Source organism: Neisseria oralis, assembly GCF_045062685.1.
Taxonomy (GTDB): Bacteria; Pseudomonadota; Gammaproteobacteria; order Burkholderiales; family Neisseriaceae; genus Neisseria; species Neisseria oralis.
On record NZ_JBJGEB010000006.1, the window covers coordinates 73,927 to 99,928 of the forward strand.

A 26,002-nucleotide genomic window follows, 5' to 3' on the forward strand; every position below is an offset into this window, starting at 1 on the left:
CTGAAAAATTTCAGACGGCCTCTGTTGTAAAGTGCGACTCTAAAAAATCTCACCCCAAGAAAGCCGGCGTACCCCGCAAATCCGTCCCCTGACATTAAAACTTTCGTTTTTGTTGGTCAGCAGCACACGCAGCGTATCTTTTCCAAAACAGGTATTGTTCGGAATTTCATTATTCGCCGTTTTATAGGCTTGATCGGTACCTGCGCCGCCGCTGTCTCCATCGGCGGTAACGGGCGAATCGTTTAATTTCGCGCTATCCATATAGGTGAAACTGGTAATTCCTTCCTTTTGCAACCCGGCATAATATGTATCCGTTGCCTCACCTTCGGCCCGAAGGATGGTCAAATGCGCATCGTATTTATCCAGTTTTCCTCCCGTCAGGGCATTCAATGTCAATATCCAACTACTACTCATTGTTTCAGTCTTGTAACTGTCTATCGAACAAGGATCACCCGAACTACTGATTTTTTCTTTTTTCTGGTTATAAATTCGCGTGCTGACAATCGCCGTGCGCAGAATCATGGTCGGTTTGACGATCACACGCTCGCCATCATCCGTACCGAGTTTCACCACCCAGCCTTTGTGATTGGAACCAACTTGGTTATTCGTGGTAATCTGTCGCACTGTTTTTCCGTCGACAGTCATTTCACTCAACTCCTGTTCCAACAAATCTTTCGATTCCGCAGCAACAACCTTATCCCCCTGAAGGTTCAAATCATCGTAAATGCCGTAAATCGCCTGCCGGTTTTTATCGTCGACATCCTCTTGATAAATATCGCTGCCGGTGCCGAAAATCACGACATACTTGTTGAAACCATAGCGTGATATTGCAGGTGCGGAAGTAATCGGTTGTGCCGCCGATCCCGAAAAGATCTTCTTAACCGACCATTTGGACTTATCGGTACTCCGCAAATCAAAACGGTACATATTGCCTTTATAATCGCCTGCATATGCCACATCGACAATCCCGTCGAAATCGGCATCCACCAGTGTCGGGGCGGACAAACCTTGCGCCGAACTGTTATCAGCCACGATTTTTTGTATCAATGTGCCGGCCTTGTTGCCTTCGTCAGCACCGCTGTCCGCGTCCTGCCCCAGCATATCGTAGATATACAGGGCCGATTCGTTTTTTACCCCGCCTTTAGTAAGTGCAAAACCGTTTGATAAGAAACCTGCGTAACGGGTATTTTTATAACGGACTTTTTTCTCTTTTTTATTGTTTACCGTTATTTCCCTTTCTGCCGACTTTACTGCCCCGTCTGCTTCGCGCTCCAGCGCAATGCGGCCGATCTGCGGAGAACCTACGATATAGCCTAACTGGTTGTTTTCACCTTTTTCGGTTTCGAACAAAGGGATTTGCTTATCCCAGGTATCTTCCGGCGCATTCAGTCCGACGGCCTTGCCCGTAGTTCGACCTTTGCCGCCGATATTGAGTGCGTAAGCACCGCGCGCGCCTTGTCCCATTGTGCCGAACAGGAACGACTGCTGACCGATTATGCCTGCTTCGGCATCTTCAGCGGTACGGCGTACGACAATACCGCCGTTAATCAGATAACGGTGGGGATGAGAAGCATCTCTGCCGTATTTCTCATGAGCCACTTCTTTCAGGGTTTCGGCAATATTTTTACCGCCGTAGCTTGCGTCCCTTTCCATACCGCCCGGAATATAACTGAGTTTCAGGCTATATGGATGGGTATCGTTTTTGCTTTGGAACAAATGAACCATGCCGTCATTGGCAGCAGTAACCAAAAATTCATTCCGTCCGTCTACCAGCCCATCCGTCGTTTGCCCGCCGCCGACGGTTAATACCGAACTGTCGATAATATCGCCCAAATTGCGCTTATCTGAAGGCGATGTCTCACGCAAACGGTAATTCTGGCTGTAGCCGGTCGCTTCGGAATATGTGTTTTTGATGGTATTGTCTTGACTTGAGCGTGTTACCCACGGCATCAAAGCATTCTTCCATTCGTCTTTCTTTTTGGTCAAACCGAAATAGGCATCACTGCCATATTTGTCGGTTTCATTCGCCCAATAAACATTTTTGCCGTCCGTATTAATCAGCGTCTTACGCTCGGTAAATAACGGATATCTGATATCCGCCCCCGAGGTATTGACTTCCCCCGTTTGCTTATCAATGCGGAAAAATTGCAACTGACTGCTCCACGAACCGGAATCCAGTTGCACATTGGCCGCCATCCCGCTGATGCCGCTGCTTGTTACCGCCGGAGAGACGGTTCCTTCGGCTTCAATGATCTCATTTTTACTGTCATTGGCAATACTGTCGGTAATCGCGTCAAAAGCAGCGAATAACCCGTTTTCGTCCCTAGCATTGAAATAGTTATTACTTCCGCTTGCCCCGTTCCTCAGATAGGCTTCGCCCGTAGCACTGACTCCGGAACCGAAACCGACCGTATAGGTCTGCACCAATTGATTTTTAAAATTAGTACCCCTAGGATCGCTGTAATCACCATCCCAGCTTTTTCCGGCTTTATCCTTACCGCCCACTTTGATGTCTTTGGTCGCTAATGTTCTGCTGAAGAATGCCAAGCCGTCTTCTCTGTCCCAAAAGGTATCATAAGCACCGCCTGTTTGATTTCTACAATATCCGCCAGAATGAGGACCGAAATAATTATAGGAGCTCATTCCTACGCTGGGGATATAATCTCTATAATAATCTGAGTAATATCTCCTTCCATAATAAAACGGACTTATTCCGTATCCTGGCCGCCCCCAATAATCATAAATATCGCAACTCAAATTGGCATCACCATCCGACATCAGTACGACATAGCTTTTCTGACAGCGGTATTTGATATTCGGCATCACAATATTACTGACCACTTCATAATAACGTCGAGTGGTCGGTGTACCGTTTTTAGCTCGGATTCCATTTACATTTCTCTTTATTCTCTGCCAAGATGGCGAGAAATTCTCAGTATCGGTTCCCCCGTTATTATGTAATGTCTGCAAACTCCAGTTAAAACGGTCTTGGTATTTATCCAATACTTTGTTCAAAACATTTTTTGTTATATCTAGGCGCGATGTTCCCGTGATATACCGCCTATGATAATAATCATACTCACCAGGCCTATGATCAATTTCAGGGACATATTCCATACTGCCTGAGTCATCGATAAGCAACATGATGTTATGTTTTACCGTGAGTTGCCCCTTGGTAGAAGATTCATTTTGCAGATACGGCGGAGTGGGTGAAAACTGAGCATGTGCTTCAAGACTGATAAAAAGCAAGGCGGAGGCCACGCTGTAAATCATTGGACGCAACGGGCTGCGAAAACCCGAAGGTATTTTGATATTTTTCATGATTTCCCTTTTTATAATTATAACGAATGGTTACAAATTGATAATTTACAACCGGAATCAATATGCATTTAAATTAACGAAATATTCCCAAATTATTCGGCAGAACCGATTAAGATGACTCAATCACATCCTGCATACATACTGATTTATGTGATCTGATTTTATCATGTATGAATACCACAGGATAAGATTAACGGTATTAATTTGCACCGAGTGGTTATATAGCAACAATGACTGTACCATTTCTTCGGTAAAATCCATCAGGTTGTTCAAAATTATGAAATATCACTTTCTTTATAGATAAGGCCGTCTGAAAACTCAGTTTCAGACGGCCTTATCTAAATTAACACAAAATTAAGGATATTCAATCAACATTATTTGTCTTTGGTGGCGTCGAAAACCTCACGCCATGAAAGCCGACGTAAGCCGCAAATACGGCCGCCAATACCAAAACTCTGGTTTTTGTTGGTCAACAACACCCGTACTGTTTTTTTACTGAAGCAGGAATTGTTCGGAATTTCGCTATTGGGCGCCTTGTATTTTTGATCCGTACCCGAACCGCCGCTGTCTCCGTCACGCGTTACGGGCGAATCATCGGTTTTGGAACCATCCATGTAGGTAAAGCTGGTGATTCCTTCTTGTTTCAAACCGGCATAATACAGTGCCGGTTTGCCGGCCTTCAGGAAATTGACATAGGCATCGTTTTTACTCAACTTGCCGCCTGTTTTCGCATTCAGTGCCAAAATCCAGCTACTGCTCGAAGTTGCTGTTTTGTGGCTGTCGATAGAACATGGATCGCCTGAGCCACCGCTTGTTTCCACTTTTTGGTCGTAAATCCGCGTGCTGATAACCGCTGTGCGCAGAATCATTGTCGGTTTGACCACCACTCGTTCGCCGTCTTTCTCTCCAAGTTTGACCATCCAACCTTTTTTATCGCCTATTTGGTTGTCGCTGGTAATTTCACGCAGGGTTTTGCCGCTTGCATCTATGGTCTCGGACAATGTCTGCTCCACCAAATCCCCGGACGTTGCTGCGGTTACCTCTTTTCCTGTCAGACTCAGGTCGTCATAAATACCATAGACTGCCTGTCGGGTTTTATCGCCGACATCATCCTGATACACATCGCTACCGGTACCGAAAATCACGACATATTTATTGGCGGCATAACGTGACACTGCAGGAGCGGAAGTAACCGGTTGACCTGCCGAACCTGAAAAGATTTTTTTCACCGACCATTTGGTCGTATCTTCGCCGCGCAAATCGAAACGATACATATTGCCTGCGTAATCGCCTGCGTAAGCCACATCGACAATACCGTCAAAATCGGCATCCACCAGCGTCGGCGCAGACAAACCTTGCGTCGTGCTACCGGCTATGATTTTTTTAATCAGGGTTCCCGCAGCGGCTCCTTCCGAAATGCCGCTGTCGGCATCTTGGCCCAACATATCATAGATATATAATGCAGATTCGGTTTGACCGCCTTTGGTCATCAAATAACCGTTTGCCAAAAAACCCGCATAACGTGTATTTCGGTAACGTACCTTTTCCTCCGTTTTGTTACCGGTTTCGATTTTTCTGCTTCCGCTCTTCACAGTGCCGTCACTGTTTCGTTCCAATGCGATACGGCCGATTTGCGGCGTACCGACGGTATAGTTCAGCGTATTGTTTTCGCCTTTGGCCGTTTCAAACAGCGGCACTTTCGTATTCCAGGCTGTTGACGCTGCATTCAGGCCCACCGAATCACCGGTTGCTCGGTTTTTACCACCGATGTTGAGCGCATACGCGCCACGCCCGCCCTGCCCCATTGCACCGAACAGGAATGACTGCCGATCTTTGATTCCGGCTTCGGCATCTTCGGCAGTCCGGCGCACGACAATACCGCCGTTAACCAAGTAACGATGAGGATGGGCGGTATCACTGCCATATTTCTCATGCGCCACGTCTTTCAAGGTTTCGGCTACATTTTTACCGCCGTAATTCGCGCCGCGTTCCATACCGGCCGGAATATAGTTCAGTTTGAGACTGTAAGGATTTGTTTCGTCCCTGCTCTGGAACAGATACACCATGCCGTCATTGGCGGCAGTTACCATAAACTCGTTACGTCCGTTCAAGAGGCCGTCTGAAGATGCACCACCTATGGTTAATACCGGACTGTCGACAATGTCGCCCATATTGCGTTTGTCGGATGGACTGGTTTCCCTGATGCGGTAATTCTGGCTGTATCCCGATGCCTCTTTGTACCATCCCGCGATGGTACTGTCAGCGGTCGAACGGGCCAGCCAAGGAATCAATGCTCCTTTCCATTCATTTGCTTTTTTGGTCAAACCAAAATAGGCATCGCTGCCGTATTTATTGGTTTCATTTGCCCAATGGACATTTTTACCGTCATGAATCAGCACTTTGCGTTCGCTGAACAAAGGGGATTTGAATTGGGTTTTATCAACAACCGCGCCGGTCGACGGATTAATGCTGTAAAACTGCAAACGGCTGCTCCACGAACCGGTATCAAGCTGCACATTGGCCGCCATCCCGCTGATGCCGCTGTTGGTTACGGCAGGTGCGGTCGTACCCGTCGTCTCAATAACGACATTTTGGCTTTCATCTTTGATACTGTCGGTAATGGTGTCGAAAGCACGATATAAATCGTCTTCACTTTCCGCGCTGAAATAATAATCATCACGGCTGGCTCCATTGGTCAGATAGTTCCGCCCTGCCGACGAAATATCCCGACCGAAACCGATGGTAAACGTCTGTACCAACTGGTCTCTGAAACCATTGGGATTTTTAGCTGTTTTAGGGTCTTTAGGATCGCCTTGCCAGCTTTTTCCCGCTTTATCCAGTCCGCTGGTTTTAAAATCGATGGAGGACAATTTCCGGCTGAAAAACGACAAACCCGTATTCCTATCCCAGAAAGTATCATACGAACCGCCGTCAATATCACGGCAAGCTCCCGCATGCTGCCGGCCGAAATAGTCATCATACGCATATCCTGCCGGATAGACGAACGAACGGTTTCTGGAGGAAGAATAACGGCCGCATGCCTGACTCAGGTTCGCATCACCGTCGGACATCAGGACGACAAATGCCTTCTGGCAACGGTATTCCACGCTCGGCATAACAATACCGCTGACAATTTCGTAATAACGGCGCGTCGTCGGCGTACCGTTAGCCGCTTCGATACCGTCCACCCTGTCTTTCACGGATTTCCACGGCGTTTTAAAATCCGCCGTGTCCGTACGGCCGTTGTTGTGCAGCGTCTGCAGGCTCCAGTTGAACTGGTCTTGGTATTTGTCCAAAACCTTGTTCAATACGCTTTTGGTAATGGCAAGGCGCGATTTTTCTCCGTAATACCTAGGGGGCCTTTTCTCACCGGGAATCCATTTCATACTGCCGGAATCATCAATAAACAACATGATGTTGTGTTTAACGCCAAGCTGACCGGCACTTGAAGAATCGTTTTGAAGATACAGCGGAGTAGACGCGAATTGCGCATGAGCCTCAAGGCTGAACAGGGACAAGGCAGAGGCGATGCTGCAAATCATCGGACGCAGCGGAACGCTGAGGCGGGGCTGTTTGGTCGTAAATTTCATAATGTGTCGCTTTATATTGTCGTTACGGAAACCGAACTGGCCGGCAAACCCAAAAAGTTGGTTCGGTTTCAGATATCTGTAAATCGGATGGGGCTAAATTCAGGAAATATTTTAGGTCAAACAAGTATATCTGATGCTGTTTTTCAAATTGGGATATTGTTATTTTGCGGCATGTTTATTTTATCACAGATGAGTATTTTTCGTAAAAATTATCCAGCTTTTCATATACTTCTGCTGATAAATAAAATTTTTAACATGATTATTTTTCTTGTTACATTACCCAATGGTTTCAATTTGCCCGATAATCTGCAAAACATACCGATTAACTCTAAATTTATTCACTCCTAAAGCCTCCCATCCGACAAAAAACAGCAATGCCCCCTCTCCCTAAAAATAAAGGCATGAGGCCGTCTGAAACATACATTCAGACGGCCTCATGCCTTTTATACATATAACACCATGAATAAAAATAAAAAAATTACATCATTCACTCCGATCAGATTCCGCCCGAACCGCCGCCAAGTCCAATTCTCCCTTGAATCTGGCCCTATTTTGACTTAAAATGTGTTGCTTCTAAGGCATATTATGGTATGTCTGAAAAAGCACGTTGACGCAGATATTTTGGATGCGTTGCGTGTTTTTTTTTAACCGATATTCGGGTTTGTTGACAATCGGTCGTGCGGCAGCGTTTACAACGGCCCAAACCGGATGTCTGCCGGTCCAAAGGCCGCGCCCGCAAACAACCGTTTCTTTCAGACGGCCTCTCCAAATATTCCATCAGGAAAACCAAACAGGATTCCATCATGATCACTCCGGCTCTTCTCGTTCTCGCTGACGGCAGCGTATTTCACGGCACATCAATCGGTTACGAAGGTTTGACTTCCGGCGAAGTCGTGTTCAACACTTCCATGACCGGCTATCAGGAAATCCTGACCGACCCGTCCTACTGCAAACAAATCGTTACCCTTACCTACCCCCACATCGGCAATACCGGCACCAACGCCGAAGATGAAGAAAGCCGCAGCGTTTATGCCGCAGGCTTGATTATCCGCGACCTGCCGCTGCTGCACAGCAACTTCCGCGCCTCCGAAAGCCTGCACGACTATCTCGTGCGCAATAAAACCGTCGCCATCGCCGACATCGACACCCGCCGCCTGACCACGCTGCTGCGTGAAAAAGGCGCACAAGGCGGCGCGATTTTGACCGGCGCGGACGCTACGGTTGAAAAAGCGCAAGAACTCATCGCCGCGTTCGGTAGCATGGTCGGCAAAGATTTGGCAAAAGAAGTTTCCTGCACAGAAGCCTACGAATGGACCGAAGGCGAATGGGCGCTGGGCAAAGGTTTTGTTACCCCTGCCGAACAGCCGTTCCACGTTGTCGCCTATGATTTCGGCGTGAAAACCAACATCCTGCGTATGCTCGCCGCACGCGGCTGCCGCCTGACCGTCGTCCCCGCCCAAACCAGCGCGGAAGAGGTGTTGGCGCTCAACCCCGACGGCGTGTTCCTGTCCAACGGCCCCGGCGACCCCGAGCCTTGCACCTACGCCATCGAAGCCGTGCAAAAACTGATGGCAAGCGGCAAACCGATCTTCGGCATCTGCTTGGGACACCAGCTCATCAGCCTCGCCATCGGTGCGAAAACCCTGAAAATGCACTTCAGCCACCACGGCGCGAACCACCCCGTGCAAGATTTGGACAGCGGCAAAGTCGTCATCACCAGCCAAAACCACGGTTTCGCCGTCGATGCCGACACCCTGCCCGCCAACGCAAGGATTACCCACAAATCCTTGTTCGACAACACCTTGCAAGGCATCGAGCTGACCGACAAACCCGTGTTCTGCTTCCAAGGCCACCCCGAAGCCAGCCCCGGCCCGCAGGATGTCGGCTATCTATTTGACAAATTCATTGACAATATGAAAGCGGCAAAACAATAAACCGCCTTTTCAGACGACCTCTCAACTCAACAAGGCCGTCTGAAACTCGATAAAACCCAAATCCAAATATACATAACAAAAATTCAGACGGCCACTCAACACAAAACGTCGTCTGAAAAATCAACCTCCCGACCCTCAAATCAGAAAGGAAAATCATGACTGAAAAACAAATGCGCGTACTCTCCGTCGTCGCCACCCTGACCGCCGTAGGCATGTACGTTTCTTATATCCCGCAAATCCAAAACAACCTCGCGGGCAACCCCGGCTCGCCGCTGCAACCCCTCGTCGCCGCCATCAACTGCACATTATGGGTTGCCTACGGCTTTTTGAAAGAAAAACGCGACTACCCCGTCATGCTGGCAAACGCCCCCGGCATCATTTTGGGCTTGATTACATTCTTCACCAGCTTTTAAGGAAGTTTTCAGACGGCATGTGCAAAATAAAAACGTAAAAGGTCGTCTGAAAAAAGATTGTCTTGCCGCAACATTTAATTCAATCAGCAACCCCATCCCCTCTCCCGTGGGAGAGGGCTAGGGAGAGGGCAGCAAGGCTTGCACAAACAGCAACCCGATAACAAAAATGAACCCGCCCGAAAAACTATTGACCGCCGACAACCCCGCCCTGCGCCAACGCGCCAAAGCCATGCGTCAAGAAATGAGCGAGGCGGAAGCAAAATTGTGGCAGCACCTGCGAGCAGGCCGTCTGAACGGCTATAAATTCCGCCGCCAGCAGCCGATGGGAAATTATATTGTTGATTTTATGTGCGTAACGCCCAAGCTGATTATCGAAGCAGACGGCGGGCAGCACACAGAACAAGCCGCATACGACCACGCGCGGACGGCATATCTCAATAGCTTGGGCTTTACCGTGCTGCGTTTTTGGAATCACGAGATTTTGCAGCAGACAAACGATGTGCTGGCGGAAATCCTGCGCGTGTTGCAGGAATTGGAAAAGCAGCCTGCACGGTATGAAGATGGCTGATTTTGATTGGATTATTGAAAATTATAGGATAAAGCCGACTGAACTGAGCATTTATAAAGGTCGTCTGAAAAGTAAAAAACAGCCTGCAAGCAGCCTACACAACCTGCTTTCCTTGCAGAACCCTTAATTCCAACTACCTCCCTGTCCTCTCTCCCGTGGGAGAGAGTTAGAGAGAGGGCAACAAGCCGCAAGGCTTGTATTTTAGAAGATTAAGGGATTTGGGAAAGGTTGCCAAAATTCGGGGAATGCCCTCTCCCCAGCCCTCCCCCACAGGGGAGGGAGCGGGTTGCAGCAGGTTTTGCGGTTGCAGGCGGTTTGAAAAGCAACTTGGGTTTGCAACCGTTGATTTCAGGCCGTCTGAAAAGGAAAAAAGCAGCCAATACAACCTGTTTTCTCGCAGAACCCTTAACCCCAACAGCCACCCCGTCCTCTCTCCCCGTGGGAGAGAGTTCGAGAGAGGGCAACAAGCCACAAGGCTTGTATTGGGGCAGTTAGGGAATTTAGGAAAAGTTGCCGCAATTTGGAGAATGCCCTCCCCCACGGGGGAGGGAGCAGGTTGCAGCGATTTTTGCGGTTGCAGGCAATTTGAAAAGCAACTTGGATTTGCAGCCGTTGATTGCAGGTCGTCTGAAAAGTAAAAAGCAGCCTGCACAATTTGTTTTCCTTACAGAACCCTTAATTCCAACAGTCGCCCCGTCCTCTCTCCCGCGGGAGAGAGTTAGAGAGAGGGCAACAAGCCGCAAGGCTTGTATTTGGGAGATTTAGGTGTTGAGAAAGGTTGCCGCAATTTTGGGAGATGCCCTCTCCCCAACCCTCCCCCACGGGGGAGGGAGCGGATTGCAGCGAATTCAAGCGTTGCAGGCCGTCTGAAAAAGAATGCCCGAAACATCAACAGCGGGAATTTTTCAGGTAGCCTTTATCGCCAAGCAGATGGAACAAACGCCGCGAGCGTTTTTTCAGACGGCCTTTGAACCCATCGGTAGGATGTGTGCCGCAAGGCACGCACGCGGTGGGTTGGAGTTGCAGAGAAAATAAAGAACGCGTGCGTGCGTATCGCACACACCCTACCATGCAGGCTACGGCTTGCTACGCAACTACAGACGAGCTTTGGTTCGCTTTAAACTTGAAAGGGAATTAATATGACTGAGCAAAAAATCAGAGATTGGGTGCATAATACTCAATGGATAAATTTATTTGCATTATTTATTTTGTGTTTATCCATCTATGGCTTTGGCTTTTTTTGGAGAGATATAACAAGAGAATTTAACCCGCATTCCAGTCTAATAATGGGTGCAATAAATTCATTTAGTATTGGTTGTGCAGGTTCGTTTATTTTCCTTCTAATAACCTTAATTAAGAAAAGCGGAATTAGCATTATTAAAGACTCTCAGTCAATTTTAGAATGCTTTTTAAATTTTATTATAGTTATTGCAATTATTTTGCTATGTTTTATTACACTCATTTACTTCAAAGGTTCGTGGATTAATTTAGCTTTAGATTTTTTTTGGTTGCACGTATCAATTTAACATTCAAAATTCTTTGATAAATACAACTACAAATAAAATTCTACTAATAGTTGGTGGAATTTTCGGATTAGTTACAAATGAGTATTACCACATCTTGTTTGGCTCAGAAGGCCTTTGGGCTAAGATATTATTTAAATTCTTACCAAAACCTTCAAACCACAATGAAAAACAGATTAATCAATAGAAAGACCCACCCATGTCCAAACGTACCGACCTAAAATCCATCCTTATCATCGGCGCCGGCCCTATCGTTATCGGTCAGGCTTGCGAATTTGACTATTCGGGCGCACAGGCCTGCAAGGCTTTGCGTGAAGAAGGCTACAAAGTCATTCTGGTGAATTCCAACCCCGCCACAATTATGACCGACCCTGAAATGGCGGATGTTACCTACATCGAGCCGATTATGTGGCAGACGGTGGAGAAGATTATCGCCAAGGAGCGGCCCGATGCGATTCTGCCCACAATGGGCGGCCAGACCGCGCTGAACTGTGCGCTGGATTTGGCGCGCAACGGCGTGCTGGCGAAATACAATGTCGAGCTGATAGGCGCGACGGAAGACGCGATTGACAAGGCGGAAGACCGCGGCCGCTTTAAGGAGGCGATGGAGAAAATCGGCCTTTCCTGCCCGAAATCCTTTGTCTGCCACACGATGAACGAAGCCTTGGCAGCGCAAGAACAGGTCGGCTTCCCGACGCTGATTCGTCCGTCTTTCACGATGGGCGGTTCGGGCGGCGGCATTGCCTACAATAAAGACGAGTTTTTGGCGATTTGCGAACGCGGTTTTGACGCGTCGCCCACGCATGAGCTGCTGATTGAGCAGTCCGTCCTCGGCTGGAAAGAGTACGAGATGGAGGTGGTGCGCGATAAGAACGACAACTGCATCATCATTTGTTCGATTGAAAACTTCGACCCGATGGGCGTGCATACGGGCGACTCGATTACGGTTGCGCCGGCGCAAACGCTGACGGACAAAGAATACCAAATCATGCGTAACGCTTCGTTGGCGGTATTGCGCGAAATAGGCGTGGATACGGGCGGCTCGAACGTGCAGTTTGCGGTGAACCCTGAAAACGGCGAGATGATTGTGATTGAGATGAACCCGCGCGTGAGCCGTTCGTCTGCGCTGGCTTCCAAGGCGACGGGCTTCCCGATTGCGAAGGTGGCGGCAAAACTGGCGGTCGGCTTTACGCTGGACGAATTGCGCAACGACATCACCGGCGGTCGTACGCCCGCGTCGTTTGAGCCTTCCATCGACTATGTGGTAACCAAAATCCCGCGTTTTGCGTTTGAAAAATTCCCCGCTGCAGACGACCGCCTGACCACGCAGATGAAATCTGTGGGCGAAGTGATGGCGATGGGCCGCACCATTCAGGAAAGTTTCCAAAAAGCCCTGCGCGGCTTGGAAACAGGCTTGTGCGGCTTCAATCCGAGAAGCTCCGACAAAGCGGAAATCCGCCGCGAACTGGCCAACCCCGGCCCTGAGCGTATGCTGTTTGTGGCAGACGCATTCCGCACAGGCTTCACGCTGGAAGAAATCCACGAAATCTGCGCCATCGATCCTTGGTTCTTGGCGCAAATCGAAGACTTGGTGAAAGAAGAGCAGCAGGTAAGTGCAGGCTGCCTGCAAGATTTGGATTTTGCCGCCTTACGTCGTCTGAAACGCAAAGGCTTCTCCGACAAACGCATCGCGCAGCTTTTGGGCGTAAAAGAAAAAGAAGTGCGCGAACACCGCTACGCGCTGAACCTGCATCCCGTCTACAAACGCGTCGATACCTGCGCCGCCGAGTTTGCCACCGAAACCGCCTACCTCTATTCCACTTACGAAGAAGAATGCGAAGCGCGTCCTTCCGACCGTAAAAAAGTGATGATTCTCGGCGGCGGCCCAAACCGCATCGGTCAGGGCATCGAGTTTGACTACTGCTGCGTTCACGCCGCGCTCGCCCTGCGCGAATCCGGTTTTGAAACCATCATGGTCAACTGCAACCCTGAAACCGTATCCACCGACTTCGACACCAGCGACCGTCTGTATTTCGAGCCGCTGACGCTGGAAGACGTGTTGGAAATCGTCCGCACCGAAAACCCGTGGGGCGTGATTGTGCATTACGGCGGCCAAACCCCGCTCAAACTCGCCAACGCGCTGGTTGAAAACGGCGTGAACATCATCGGTACATCTGCCGACAGCATCGACGCCGCCGAAGACCGCGAACGCTTCCAAAAAGTGTTGAACGACTTAGGCCTGCGCCAACCGCCCAACCGCATCGCCCACAACGAAGAAGAAGCACTCGTCAAAGCCGAAGAAATCGGCTATCCGCTGGTCGTGCGCCCGTCTTACGTCCTCGGCGGCCGCGCCATGCAGGTCGTCCACTCCGCCGAAGAGCTGCAAAAATACATGCGCGAAGCCGTGCAAGTATCCGAAGACAGCCCCGTGTTGCTCGATTTCTTCCTAAACAACGCGATTGAAGTCGATGTGGACTGCGTTTCAGACGGCAAAGACGTGGTTATCGGCGGCATCATGCAGCACGTCGAACAGGCAGGCATCCACTCCGGCGACTCCGGCTGTTCGCTGCCGCCTTACTCGCTCAGCGAAGAAATCCAAGACGAAATCCGCCGCCAAACCAAAGCCATGGCGTACGCGCTGGGCGTGGTCGGCCTGATGAACGTGCAGTTTGCCGTGCAGGACGGCGTGGTGTTCGTGTTGGAAGTGAACCCGCGCGCCAGCCGTACCGTCCCCTTCGTCTCCAAAGCCACCGGCGTGCCGCTCGCCAAAGTCGGCGCACGCTGCATGGCAGGCATTTCCCTGCAAGAGCAAGGCGTGGAAAAAGAAGTCGTCCCCGATTTCTATGCCGTTAAAGAAGCCGTGTTCCCCTTCATCAAATTCCCCGGCGTGGACACCATCCTCGGCCCAGAAATGCGCTCCACCGGCGAAGTGATGGGCGTGGGCGAAACCTTCGGCGAAGCCTACCTCAAAGCCCAGCTCGGCGCAGGCGAACGCATGCCCGCCACCGGCAAAATCTTCCTTTCCGTGCGAGAGGAAGACAAGCCGCTTATCGTGAAAACCGCACAAAACTTCCAAGCCCTCGGCTACGGCGTCTGCGCCACACGCGGCACCGCCGAATATCTGAAAGAGCACGGCATCATCGTGCAAGCGGTGAATAAAGTGCAGGAAGGCCGCCCGCACATCGTGGACGCGATTAAAAACGGCGAAATCGCGCTGGTGGTCAATACCGTCAGCAGCTCGGCACAATCCATCGCCGACAGCCACAGCATCCGCCGCACCTCCCTCACCCAGCGCGTGCCGCAATACACCACCGTGGCCGGCGGCGAAGCCATGAGCGAAGGTGTGAAGAACCTGAATTCAACCAATGTGTACAGTGTGCAGGAGTTGCATGCACGGTTGAACGCGTGGAAATAGGGCGTTTCAGGCTGCCTGAAAAATAAAAAGCAGCCTGCACAAAGGCCGTCTGAAAACTTTGATTTAAGGTTTTCAGACGGCTTTCTTTAAGGAAGAATCATGAAACAAGCCATTCAAGAAAAACTCACCCACATCGCCCATACCGAGCCGCTGCATTTCCTGCTGGCGGTAGAGAGCGGCAGCCGCGCATGGGGCTTTGCCTCGCCCGACAGCGATTACGACGTGCGCGCCATTTATATCCGCCCGCAGCCATATTATCTGCAAATCGACGAAGCGAAAGACACCTTTGAATTTATCGAAAACCAATGGTTTGACGTCGGCGACTGGGACATCCGCAAAGCGTTGCGTTTGCTGCGGAAAAGCAATGCCACGCTGCTCGAATGGCTGCGTTCGCCGATGGTTTATACGCAGGACGATGATTTCACAGGCCGTCTGAACGCGCTTGCACCGCAATACGTCCAAGCCGCCGCTCTGCTGCACCATTATCGCGGCATCGCAGGCAACGCTTTAAGAAACATGGATTTGGCGCACCCCGTCAAACTGAAAAAATGGTTTTACGTCCTGCGTCCGCTGCTCGCGGCACGGTGGGCAGTCAAACAAGGCGGCATCCCGCCGATGACGTTGGCCGAGCTGATGAGCGAATGGCAAACGGACTGCGCCGCCCAAATCGCCGATTTAGTGGCCACCAAGGCGGAACAGGACGAAAGTTACCTGCATACACTGTCGCCCGAATTGCAACGATTGCCCATTGATTTATATAACGAAGTTTCCGAATTATCCGCCCCTGCCGCCCAAACTGCCGACAGCGGACCGCTGAATGAATTGTTCTGCGAAACTTTGGCGGCGGTTTATCCTTAAGGTCGTCTGAAAATGCTCACCATCGAAGATTTGCACACACAAAACCTGCTTCTGCTCGAAGCCGTTTCCGGCAGCCGCGCCTACGGTTTGGCGACGCCCGAATCCGATACCGACATCAAAGGCGTGTTTTACCTGCCCAAATCCATGTTTTACGGCATGGAATACATCCCGCAAATCAGCAACGAAACCAACGATATCGTTTATTACGAGCTGGGGCGGTTTATCGAGCTTTTGCTGCAAAGCAACCCGAACACGCTGGAGCTGCTCGCCTCTCCGCCTGACTGTGTGCGCTACCGTTCGCCGCTGATGGACGCGTTCAAAACCGAATGGTTTGTGTCCAAAGCCTGCCGCCAGAGTTTCGCCGGATACGCCTACGGACAAATCAAAAAAGCACGCGGGCTGAACAAGAAAATCAGCAATCCGATGTCGTCTGAAAAGAAAAGCGTGCTCGATTTCTGCCACATCGTAGAAGGCGCGCAAACCGTGCCGCTGCGGCACTGGCTTTCGCAACGCGGAATGGAGCAGCGGCGCGTCGGTTTGGTCAAAATCGCCCACGCCCGCGAACTCTACGCCCTGTTTTACGACCCCGACGGCACGCGCGGCTACCACGGCGTCGCGCTCAAACCCGAAGCCACCAACCTCTCCCTCAGCTCCGTTCCCGAAGGTGAAACCCCGCTCGCCTACCTTTCCTTCAACCAAGACGGATACAGCAGCTACTGCCGCGAATACGCCTCCTATCAGCAATGGCTGGCGGAACGCAACGAAACGCGCTACCAAGGCACACAGGCACACGGACAGGGCTACGACGCCAAAAACATGATGCACACCTTCCGCCTGCTCGAAACCGCCCGCGACATCGCCCGCCACGGCGAAATCCGCCCGCGCCGCCCCAACCGCGACGAACTGCTCGCCATCAAACGCGGCGAATCCTCCTACGAAGAACTGCTGGAAAAAGCGGAACGGCTGATGGCGGAAGTGGACGAATTGTTTACGCAGTCCCACTTGCCGGACCTCGTCGACAGCCATTCGGCATTAACAGCCCTGATAAAAACGAGAGAACAGATTTACGGATAACCCTCGGTTGCATATTGGCAAAATGTTTCAGACGGCCTGAAAAGCCGCCGTCCCAATCAAGCAGCGCTCAACGGCGAACAATGCGGCGGCGCGGTGCGGCTGGCTGCTCTTCAATCGCCTTCGTGCCTCCGTCCGTTTCCCTCAGCGCATACCAATCAATCTCCCGTGTGTAATACATCACCGCGAACAGCGCTGCAAACAGCAGACAAGAGCCGGCCAGCAGGTTGTATTGCTGCATTTTTATCAGCACAAACATCGTACCGTAGGCCGCAACGAGCAGCGCCGTCATCATATGCACCCCGCGCGTGGTGGCCAGCACGAAGCGCAGATACCAAAACAGCAAGCCGATACACGCCGCCGCACCGATGGCATAAGCGGCAGTAAAGCCGATATGTTCCGCCAGCGAGAGCAACAGCAGGTAGAAAATCGACAACGCCGCGCCTACCAGCAGATACTGCACCGGATGGATACGCCATTCCTGCAGGATTTCGCTTAAAAAGAACGAAGAAAACACCAACACCACCAGCACCATGCCGTATTTCACGCTGCGGACGACCATGTGGTAGCCCTCCGCCCCCAGCAGTATGCTGGACTGGTATTCGCTCCGCTGTTCGGCCAGTCCGTAAATCCACAGCAATACCACGGCAAAGGCGATACACAGGCCGATTACGCTCCATAATTTTTTCGTCATTTTCTGCTCCATAGAAAGGTTTTGGGCAACGGACTTCCGTTTGCCGACAGCGTCCAGTATGCCGAAACGCCGTCAATTTCCTGTGGGGCAGTTGTGAAGATTTTATGAAGATTGCAGCCTGAAAATGATGTGCAGCCTGCCACTCTTGCGTACAATGAGCGGATGGACTTTATTTTCGCTACGGCTTGCCGCCTTGTATTGACGGCTTGTTAATTCCCTATCCCATGAACCCGCATATCCTCATCATCGAAGACGAGCGCGAAATCGCCGAACTGGTCGAACTCTCCCTCGCCCGCGCCCATTTCACCGCACGCATCGCCCCCACCGCAGAGCAGGCACGGCAACTGCTCGCGCGCGAACACTTCGACCTGCTCCTGCTCGACGTCGGCCTGCCCGACACCGACGGCTTCGAACTGCTCAAAACCCTGCGCCCGCAACATCCCCAGCCCGTCATCATGCTCACCGCCCAAGACGAAGAAACCGACCGCATCCTCGGCCTCGAACTCGGCGCAGACGACTACATCGGCAAACCCTTCAGCCCGCGCGAACTCGTCGCCCGCGTAAAAGCCGTGCTGCGGCGCACACAAACACAGCCAGCCGCCGAAGCCGCCCCCATCTGGCACGACGACGCGCCCGCCTGCTGCATCCGCCACCAAGGGCGCGAACTGCCGCTCACGCAGGGCGAATACCGCCTGCTGCGCACCCTGCTGCACCGCCCCGGCCGCGTGTTCAGCCGCGAAGAACTGCTCACCGCCATGTTCGGCGGCAACCGCCCCTCCGACCCGCACACCATCAACACCCACATCCGCGCCCTGCGCCACAAACTGCGCGAAGCCGGCATCACCGACGAATACATCCGCACCCATCACGGGCTGGGGTATAGTTTTAACGAAACCTGAAGCACGGTTTTCAGACGGCCTTTCAAGCTGTTGCAACTATCCACAGGAGTAACACCATGTCTTCCGCCAAGCTCATCCAAAAGCTCAAACCCGCCTTACAAAACTCGCTTCCGCCCGAACAAAACGGCATCTTGTTGTGCCTCGATTCCGACAACGTAACGGGCGACAACGCCAAATACATGAACATGTACAACCGCCTCGCCCGTTGGTACGACTTCGGCGAACGCTGGATAGCCCGCCTCAAATACGGCAACAGCATCAACGAAATGCGGCGCAGCCTGATGGGCGAACTGGAATGGCGGCAGGATTGCACCGCGCTCTACGTCTCCATCGGCACAGGTACCGATTTGAACCACCTGCCCGCCGACATCGACCCCGCCAAGCTGGATTTGACCGGCGCAGACCTGTCGCTCGGCATGTTGGCACGCTGCCGCGACGTATGGCGGAAAAAAGCGGCGGGCTTGGACTTGGTACACTGCAACGCCGAAGATTTACCCTTTGCCGACAATATGTTCGACGTCGTATTCCATGTGGGCGGCATTAATTTTTTCAGCGACAAACAAAAAGCCATCAACGAAATGCTGCGCGTCGCCAAACCCGGCACCAAAATCATGATCGCAGACGAAACTACCGACTTTATCCAGAGACAATACAAAAAAAGCCTATTCACGCGGAGCTACTTCCAAGACACCGATTTCGACCTGACACAAATCGAAAACTGCATCCCCGAAACCGTACAGGAAAAGAAAACGCGGCTGCTGTGGAGCAACCGCTTTTACTGCATTACCTTCCGCAAACCTGTTTGAACCAGCCGCTGCATTTGCTTTTTCAGACGACCTCGAAATCTGAAAAGGCCGTCTGAAAAATAAAAAGCAGCCGGCACTCGTTACAAAAAAGTGCAGGCTGTCAATTTACAGGATTCCCTACATTTTCAGGTAGCCCTCTTCAGACGACCTTAATGCAGATTTGCTTTAAAGAATTGCTCAAACTTATCAAACGGAATCTTGCCTCGGGTGTTGTCATACAAATCCGTGTGGTTCGCACCCGGCACGATGTACAGCTCTTTGTTTTGGCTGCCCAGAGATTTGAATGCGTCTTCGCTGAAATAGCGTGAGTGTGCTTTTTCGCCGTGAACGATTAAGGCGGGGGCTTTCAACTCGCCTGCGCGTTGCAGAATCGGCATGTTGATGAACGCCAGCGGGGTGGTTTGCGACCATGCGCCGTTGGAATTGACGGAGCGTGGGTGGTAGCCGCGTTGGGTTTTGTAGAAGCCCGAATATTCGCGTACAAACTGCGGGGTGTCGGCGGTCAATTTGTCTTGCGAAGGCAGGTGGTTGTCGGGGCTGCCTTGCGACGGCGTGCCGCTTTCCGCGTCTGCCCAGCGTTGGGTGTTCATGCCCTGTTTGGCTTGGTAACGCGCTTCGGCAGTTTGCGCGGGGGCGCGGTCGTAGCCGCCTTGGGCGTTCTGCTTCATGTTGATTTCGTAGCCGTTGGCCATCACGCGGGTCATGTCGTACATGGTGCTGGTGGCGACGGCTTTGATGCGGGTATCGCCCACAGCGGCGTTCAACGCCATGCCGCCCCAGCCGCAAATGCCCAAGATGCCTATTTGTTCGCGGTTCACGAAGTTTTGCAGGCCAAGAAAATCAACGGCGGCGGAAAAGTCTTCAGTGTTGATGTCGGGCGACGCCATATTACGCGGTTCACCGCCGGATTCACCGAGGTAGGACGGGTCAAATGCCAAGGTTACAAAACCGCGTTCTGCCATCGCTTGGGCATATAGACCGCTGGATTGCTCCTTCACCGCACCGAACGCGCCGGCCACTGCAATTGCGGGCAGTTTCTGGCCTGAACGGATGTTTTTCGGCACATACAAATCGCCAACCAAGGTGATGCCGTAGCGGTTTTTAAATGTTACTTTGTGGTGTTCCACTTTATTGGACTGAGGGAAAATTTTGTCCCATTCTTGGGTAAGCTGCATGGTTTGAACTCCTTTCATCGGGGTAATGGACACGTCTGCCAGCGCAGGGGCGGATAAAGTCAATGCAACGGCGGCTGCGGCAGCAGTTTTCAGGAATGATTTTTTAGCTTGATTTTTCATGGGGTTGTTCCGCGATTTGCTTATCGAAATGAGTGCATTATAGGGATGGACTGTTTGGCAAACAATGAATAAAATCTGAATTATTAATTCTAGAATATGGAACAATCAGATGAAAGGTCGTCTGAAGTCGGTTCAGGTGACGTTGTTGTCTTCAGAAAAATAATGTCTTACCTAAAAATTTAGTTCTAATTGTTTTAGTGTGATAGAATTATCCAAATTTTAGGTAAAATTTACTGAAAATAGCTTTGTCTTGAGGTTTAGCCCATGTTAATTCAATTTATCTCAGAAAATTTTCGCTCCCTTAAAAAGGAGCAAACCCTGTCCTTAGTACGCAGCTCAGGAAATGAAATGCCTGACAATTTTTTCCAGACTACCGCTGCGGCAACCCCAGAATTATTAAAATCTGCGGTCATTTATGGTGCTAATGCTTCTGGTAAATCCAATGTTATTAAGGCATTGGGATCTATGCTTCATATTATTCAAAATTCGTTTAGTAAAAAGATAAATAGACCCATTGAAACGGAAAGTTTTTTATTTGATGCGCTTTCCCGTAATGAACCGACACTTTATGATATTTCTATTATTGTTCCACTGACAAATGAAGAAGGTAGTTTGCAAGAAACTCGGGTAGATTACGGATTCGTTGCCGATAAAAATATGGTTTATGAAGAATGGTTGAGCGTTTACCCCAAAGGAAAAGAGCAGAACTGGTTTCATCGTGAATACAAGCAAGAAAAATCTGACTACGATTGGAAAATGTCCACCTACTTCAAAGGAGAAAGAGAAAGCTGGAAAAATCAAACCCGTCCGGACCAGTTGTTTTTTTCTAGCGCAGTTCATTTGAATAGTGAACAATTAAAACCGATTTATGAATCACTTTCAGAAGAAATATTAATAGTTCGTACTGATAGAATTAGCAATGAACTATCTAAATCATTATGCAAAAATTCAGATAAAGAAAAAACTATTTTAATTTCTCTGCTTAAATCTGCAGGTATTGAAGTTGATGATATTACTTTTAGAAAACCTAAAATTCGACATGAAGATTTTCCAAAGGAACTCCCTGAGATTGTAAAAGATAAAATTCTTAAAGAAATAGAAGAGGCAATTGTTGCCAAAACCGAAACATTCTTTGTATATTTTGATGGTACTGACAATCCACCAGAAATTCCTTTACATGAAGAATCAGACGGGACTCAAAAATTATTTGAATTTGCCGGACTGATTTTAGCTGTTTTACATAATGGAAATGTTTTAATAATTGATGAATTAAATAAAAGTCTACATCCTGATTTAGTACGTTTCTTGGTTAAGTTATTCAACTCTCCACTCAATAAGAAAAATGCTCAGTTAATTTTTACAACGCATGAAACTTCTGTATTAAGAAAAGATTTGCTGCGTCGTGATCAAATTTGGTTTTGTGAAAAAGAGGAGGATAGAGGAACTCATTTATATCCATTAACCGACTTTAAGCCCCATATTAACCGCGAAGATATTGAAGAATATTACCTTCATGGTCGTTATGGTGCAAAACCTATGATTAGTAATTTTGAATTTCCCAAGGATTTTTGGGAGAGTGAGTAATCATGTCAAGACGTAAAAACCGTAGTTTGGAGCGTGAAGAACCAAAAAAGGAAGCCTATGACTTGGTTTTAATTGTTTGCGAAGGAGAAAAGACAGAAAAGTTTTATTTTCGCAGCCTGATTAAGTTTGAAAAGTTATCATCAGTAAACATTAAGATTATTTCAGGAACGGGGTCAGACCCAGTTTCAGTAATAAAAACTGCCCTAAAGGAAGTAGAGGATCAAAAGGAATATCTGCCTTTTAATAAGGTTTATTGTGTAGTAGATAGGGATGAACATAAGAATTTCTCTAATGCTGTGAACATGATTAAAGATAAGAATCTGGAACTTATTATTTCTTATCCCAGTTTCGAATATTGGTATTTGTGCCATTTCAAATATTCTCGGGCTCCAATAACACGAAGTGGTACAAGAAGTTCGGGGGATAACTGTGTTGCTACTTTGAACGCTGAATGGAAAAAGGTATTTGGCAATGAGTATGAAAAAAACACAGAAAATCTATATGAAATTTTACATGATAAGCTAGAAATAGCGTTAAGCAATGCCGCAAAATCGTTGAAGGCTGCTGAAAGTGAGGAGGAATCAAATCCTTCTACAAAAGTCCACATATTGGTAGATTATTTAAGAAAACTTAAGATTTGAGATTCTGCAAAATCCAAAATGGACAAACTCAACGCCCTAAAACACTTCTGCTCCGCCGCCGAGACCCTGCAATTCCGCGAGACCGCGCTGCGCCTGTCCGTTTCGCCGCAGGTGGTAACGCGTGTGATTGCCGAATTGGAACAACACCTCGGCGAACAGCTTTTTACCCGCAACACACGCAATATCCACCTGACCGAGTTTGGCGCAGCCTTCCTGCCGCGCGCCCAGCAGCTCCTTGCCGACAGCGAAAACCTGTTTTCTGCCGCCAAAGAAAAAGACGAGATACGCGGCATCGTCCGCATTACCGTACCGCAGTGGAGCGATAACAACCGCATACTCGCCCGCCTGCTGGAAAAATGCGCCGACTATCCCGAACTTTATATCGATTGGCGCAGCAACGACGCCAAACTTAACGCGGTGGAAAACCAACTCGACATCGGCATCCGCATCGGCACACAGGCGGAAGATTTGATGATTGTCCGCAAAATCTGCGACACCACCGACAAAATCGTCGCCTCCCCCGCCTATCTCGCCCGCTACGGCACGCCGCAAAGCCTAGACGAATTAACCGGCCGTTTCCCCGCATCGTCGCTCATTAACGCCAACACCAACCGCCCGTGGGGCTGGCCGCTCAACGCAGAAATGCACGTTTTTCCAAAAAACATCCGTTTCATCACAGACGACCCTGCCAACGAACTCGCCGCCGCACTGGCAGGCAGCGTTGCCGCCTATATCCCGGAACATCTGTGCCGAATCCACCTGCAAAACGGCGAACTGGTGGAACTCTTCCCCGACATCCCGCGCCGCCCGTGGCAACTCTATATCTACCGCCCGCAACGCACAGTAACTTCCGGGCGCGTATTAAAGGTGTTCGACTGGCTGACGGAGGTGTTGCGGGAAATGTATGATAAAGAGGCTACCTGAAAATCCGGCAAGCTCAATGATAGTCATCAGTTATCGCTAACCTCCTTTTCAGACGGCCTCCAAGCGCGAAAACCAGCCCGACTTAATCACACACACTTTTCAGGCTACCTGAAAGCGAAACCGCAACGAAATTGAAACACCGCCCAGCTCAATATCAGGCCGCGCAACCATATCCATTCAGCCAACCCATGCTTAAATATTTCAAACACCTCAGCATCCGCCTTTTCTTCGTTTTGCTCGGCATCCTGCTCCTGCTCACCTCCTGGTCGCTGGTCTATGCCAAGCAGCATGTCTTACCCCTGCTCACTGCCAGCCTGCTCGTGCTCGGTACGCTCGCCTGGTGGCTGGCGCGCAGTATCAACCGCATCCGCCGCTATGCCGAAGCGATGGCGGCCAACCGTACCGCGGTCAAACCGCAGTTCGGCGACAGTTATTTATACCGTTTGGTAGACGCCGTCGCCCACCTGCGCGAGGAACTCGACCACCGGCAGCTCATCGAAAATTACGTCTTAGGGCTGACTCACGAACTCAAAACGCCGCTCACCGCGCAACAAGCCGCGCTGGAACTGCTGCAAGACGGCGGGCTTTCGTCGGAGCAGCAACAACTGGTTGCCCGCATTGTCCGCAACACGCAAAAACAAAAGCAACTGATTGCCCGTCTGCTGGAACTGGCGCGGCTGGAAAACCGCGACAGCCTGCAAACGGTACAAACAGTCGATTTAGCCGTATTATCCGCCAAGGCCGCCGACGAATGCCGCGCCGCGCTCCATGCCAAAAATCTGCAAATCACATTGGATTGCCGTCAAAAACACCCCGTACAGGGCGATCCCCTGCTCATCCGCCAAGCTGTCGACAATCTGCTGTACAACGCCATAGACTTCGCCGCCGGACACAGCGAAATCAAAATCAGCCTCGCCGAAAACAGCAAACAGATTGAATTATGCGTTTACAACCGAGGCGAACCCGTCCCCGAATTTGCCCTAGACAAAATTCCGCAGCGCTTCTATTCGCTTCCACGCGCCGACGGCGCGCGCAGCAGCGGGCTGGGTTTGAATTTCGTATCGGAAATCATGCGGCTGCATCACGGGGGCTTTATCCTCCGAAACCACGGAAACGGCGTACTTGCGAGTCTGATTTTCACCGTCGGGAACGACGGCATCTTGCCGAAGGTCGAGACCGTCACACACGGCCATTCATATACGAAGCACTGCTGAAAAAGTGGAACGGCTGAACAAGGATTCGCACCGAAAGCGTTTGAGGCGGAAAGAGAAAAGATTTACAGACGGTTCAGCATTATTTTAAAGGCCGTCTGAAAAACATTTCAGACAGCCTTAAGGTAGCGTAAAAAGAATGTAAACAGACTGTGGGGTTTTGCCCAAAATCGGACTTGTTGATAAAATGATTCATCTGAATTGCAGGCGGCGGTTGGTGCGGTATTTGCCGTACAAAAGGCCGTCTGAACCACAATAAGGTATGTTATGAAAAAGCAAACGCAACACGGTAAAGGCCTTTCGGGCTTTTTCTCTGGTTTACTGCTGGCAACGGCGGTCATCATTGGCATCCTGTTTTTCCTCAACAAGGAAAACCGCGGCGGATTCAAGGAAGTAAAACCGGCCAAAGAGGTTTCGGAAACCGAAGTTCTGCAACCTAAGGGCAACCGGACGAAACCCCAGCAGGAGGAAGAGCCTGAGACCGTACCGGATCAAGGCGGCGTAGCCGGCGGCGAAAGCAAACCGGAAACAGACAAAGAAACCCCGCCGCAAGCCGTAACCAAACAGGCCGAGCCGGAAACCGTGCCCGAAGTCGGCGGTGAAACATCCAAACCGGTCGTTGCAGAACCGAAAACCGAGGCCAAACCGCAGCATCAGGCCGGGGAGGCAGCAGGTTCGGAAGCCGTTGCACAAGAAGCTTCGTCGGCCAAACCGGAAACCGGCAAAACGGTCGAACCGAAAACCGAAACAGAGAAGAAAACGGCCGGACTGACCGACAAACAGAAAGCCCGTATCGAACGCAAGCTGGCCGAGAAAAAAGCCGCGGAGAAAAAAGCAGCCGAACATAAGGCCGCAGCTAAAAAAGACGGCGGCCAAAAAGAAAGCAAGCCTACACCCGAGCAGATTCTGAACAGCGGCAGCATCGAAAAAGCACGCGCCGAACATAAGGCGGCACAAGCGAAAGAAGAAGCGAAGAAAGCTGTTTCCGGCGACAATTCGGCCAAGGCGTCTTCCGGCGGCCGTAAAGTCGTATTGCAAATGGGTTCGTATGTCGACCGCAAGAGTGCGGAAACCCAGCGTGCCAAGTTGGCGATGATGGGCATCTCTTCCAGCGTGGTGGAAAGCACTGCCAACGGTAAAGATGTTTACCGCGTGCAAAGTGCTGCGATGGCTCAGGATGATGCCAAAAATGTTCAGCAGACTCTGCAAAAACACGGCGTAAACAGCTTTGCCCGTTCGGTGAAATAAGGATTTC

19 protein-coding genes are annotated in these 26,002 nt (G+C 50.4%); 15 read left to right on the plus strand and 4 right to left on the minus strand.

The genetic code is table 11. From position 1 onward, the window contains the following. Positions 1-39: 39 nt before the first annotated feature. A complete protein-coding gene (gene pilC, locus ACI43T_RS07260; RefSeq protein WP_405386192.1) occupies positions 40-3,321 on the minus strand; it encodes a PilC family type IV pilus tip adhesin in 3,282 nt (1,093 codons plus the stop codon). Positions 3,322-3,695: 374 nt separating this feature from the next. Then, a complete protein-coding gene (gene pilC / locus ACI43T_RS07265) occupies positions 3,696-6,734 on the minus strand; it encodes a PilC family type IV pilus tip adhesin (protein WP_405386194.1) in 3,039 nt (1,012 codons plus the stop codon). A 78-nt stretch (positions 6,735-6,812) separates the two neighbouring features. Here pilC (ACI43T_RS07265) and ACI43T_RS07270 point away from each other — a divergent pair, with 78 nt between their 5' ends. The 8 genes from ACI43T_RS07270 (at position 6,813) to ACI43T_RS07305 (ending at position 16,696) form a co-directional block, all read left to right on the plus strand. Further along, positions 6,813-7,259 carry a hypothetical protein gene (locus ACI43T_RS07270; RefSeq protein WP_405386196.1) on the plus strand — a complete coding sequence of 149 codons (447 nt, stop codon included), beginning with the start codon at positions 6,813-6,815 and terminating at the stop codon, positions 7,257-7,259. Positions 7,260-7,714: 455 nt separating this feature from the next. Then, a complete protein-coding gene (gene carA / locus ACI43T_RS07275) occupies positions 7,715-8,845 on the plus strand; it encodes a glutamine-hydrolyzing carbamoyl-phosphate synthase small subunit (RefSeq protein ID WP_405386198.1) in 1,131 nt (376 codons plus the stop codon). A 155-nt stretch (positions 8,846-9,000) separates the two neighbouring features. Further along, positions 9,001-9,258, plus strand: coding sequence for a SemiSWEET family transporter (locus ACI43T_RS07280; RefSeq protein ID WP_070613328.1), 258 nt, complete (start codon positions 9,001-9,003; stop codon positions 9,256-9,258). 166 nt (positions 9,259-9,424) lie between these two features. Continuing rightward, on the plus strand, positions 9,425-9,826 hold the full coding sequence (locus tag ACI43T_RS07285) for an endonuclease domain-containing protein (RefSeq protein WP_405386201.1): 402 nt from the start codon (positions 9,425-9,427) through the stop codon (positions 9,824-9,826). 1,139 nt (positions 9,827-10,965) lie between these two features. Then, positions 10,966-11,352 carry a hypothetical protein gene (locus tag ACI43T_RS07290; RefSeq protein ID WP_405386203.1) on the plus strand — a complete coding sequence of 129 codons (387 nt, stop codon included), beginning with the start codon at positions 10,966-10,968 and terminating at the stop codon, positions 11,350-11,352. Between the two features lie 196 nt (positions 11,353-11,548). Beyond that, the gene (gene carB / locus ACI43T_RS07295) at positions 11,549-14,764 is read left to right on the plus strand and encodes a carbamoyl-phosphate synthase large subunit (protein WP_405386205.1); all 3,216 of its coding nucleotides are present in this window, start codon (positions 11,549-11,551) and stop codon (positions 14,762-14,764) included. A gap of 99 nt (positions 14,765-14,863) precedes the next feature. Beyond that, on the plus strand, positions 14,864-15,622 hold the full coding sequence (locus ACI43T_RS07300) for a nucleotidyltransferase domain-containing protein (RefSeq protein WP_405386207.1): 759 nt from the start codon (positions 14,864-14,866) through the stop codon (positions 15,620-15,622). A 12-nt stretch (positions 15,623-15,634) separates the two neighbouring features. Beyond that, entirely contained in the window at positions 15,635-16,696 is a 1,062-nt protein-coding gene (locus tag ACI43T_RS07305; protein ID WP_405386209.1) for a DNA polymerase beta superfamily protein, read from the plus strand. A 67-nt stretch (positions 16,697-16,763) separates the two neighbouring features. Here ACI43T_RS07305 and ACI43T_RS07310 read toward each other — a convergent pair whose 3' ends face one another. Beyond that, positions 16,764-17,387, minus strand: coding sequence for an inner membrane CreD family protein (locus ACI43T_RS07310; RefSeq protein ID WP_405386211.1), 624 nt, complete (start codon positions 17,385-17,387; stop codon positions 16,764-16,766). 224 nt (positions 17,388-17,611) lie between these two features. Between ACI43T_RS07310 and ACI43T_RS07315 the strand changes: the two genes are divergently transcribed. After that, entirely contained in the window at positions 17,612-18,286 is a 675-nt protein-coding gene (locus ACI43T_RS07315) for a response regulator (protein WP_405386213.1), read from the plus strand. A gap of 56 nt (positions 18,287-18,342) precedes the next feature. Further along, positions 18,343-19,092 carry a class I SAM-dependent methyltransferase gene (locus ACI43T_RS07320; RefSeq protein WP_405386215.1) on the plus strand — a complete coding sequence of 250 codons (750 nt, stop codon included), beginning with the start codon at positions 18,343-18,345 and terminating at the stop codon, positions 19,090-19,092. A gap of 149 nt (positions 19,093-19,241) precedes the next feature. Here ACI43T_RS07320 and ACI43T_RS07325 read toward each other — a convergent pair whose 3' ends face one another. Then, on the minus strand, positions 19,242-20,387 hold the full coding sequence (locus ACI43T_RS07325) for an alpha/beta hydrolase (RefSeq protein ID WP_405386217.1): 1,146 nt from the start codon (positions 20,385-20,387) through the stop codon (positions 19,242-19,244). 264 nt (positions 20,388-20,651) lie between these two features. Between ACI43T_RS07325 and ACI43T_RS07330 the strand changes: the two genes are divergently transcribed. The 5 genes from ACI43T_RS07330 (at position 20,652) to ACI43T_RS07350 (ending at position 25,995) form a co-directional block, all read left to right on the plus strand. After that, positions 20,652-21,971 (plus strand): AAA family ATPase, encoded by a 1,320-nt coding sequence (locus ACI43T_RS07330; protein ID WP_039851061.1) that lies wholly within the window; start codon positions 20,652-20,654, stop codon positions 21,969-21,971. A gap of 2 nt (positions 21,972-21,973) precedes the next feature. Then, complete coding sequence (locus tag ACI43T_RS07335) at positions 21,974-22,612, plus strand: RloB family protein (protein ID WP_009174877.1); 639 nt, start codon at positions 21,974-21,976, stop codon at positions 22,610-22,612. Positions 22,613-22,630: 18 nt separating this feature from the next. Next, positions 22,631-23,536 carry a LysR family transcriptional regulator gene (locus ACI43T_RS07340; RefSeq protein ID WP_405386220.1) on the plus strand — a complete coding sequence of 302 codons (906 nt, stop codon included), beginning with the start codon at positions 22,631-22,633 and terminating at the stop codon, positions 23,534-23,536. Between the two features lie 188 nt (positions 23,537-23,724). Continuing rightward, on the plus strand, positions 23,725-24,750 hold the full coding sequence (locus ACI43T_RS07345) for a histidine kinase dimerization/phospho-acceptor domain-containing protein (protein WP_405386222.1): 1,026 nt from the start codon (positions 23,725-23,727) through the stop codon (positions 24,748-24,750). Positions 24,751-25,014: 264 nt separating this feature from the next. Continuing rightward, positions 25,015-25,995: an SPOR domain-containing protein gene (locus ACI43T_RS07350; protein WP_405386224.1), complete on the plus strand. Its 981-nt coding sequence runs from the start codon at positions 25,015-25,017 to the stop codon at positions 25,993-25,995. The last annotated feature ends 7 nt before the right edge of the window (positions 25,996-26,002 follow it).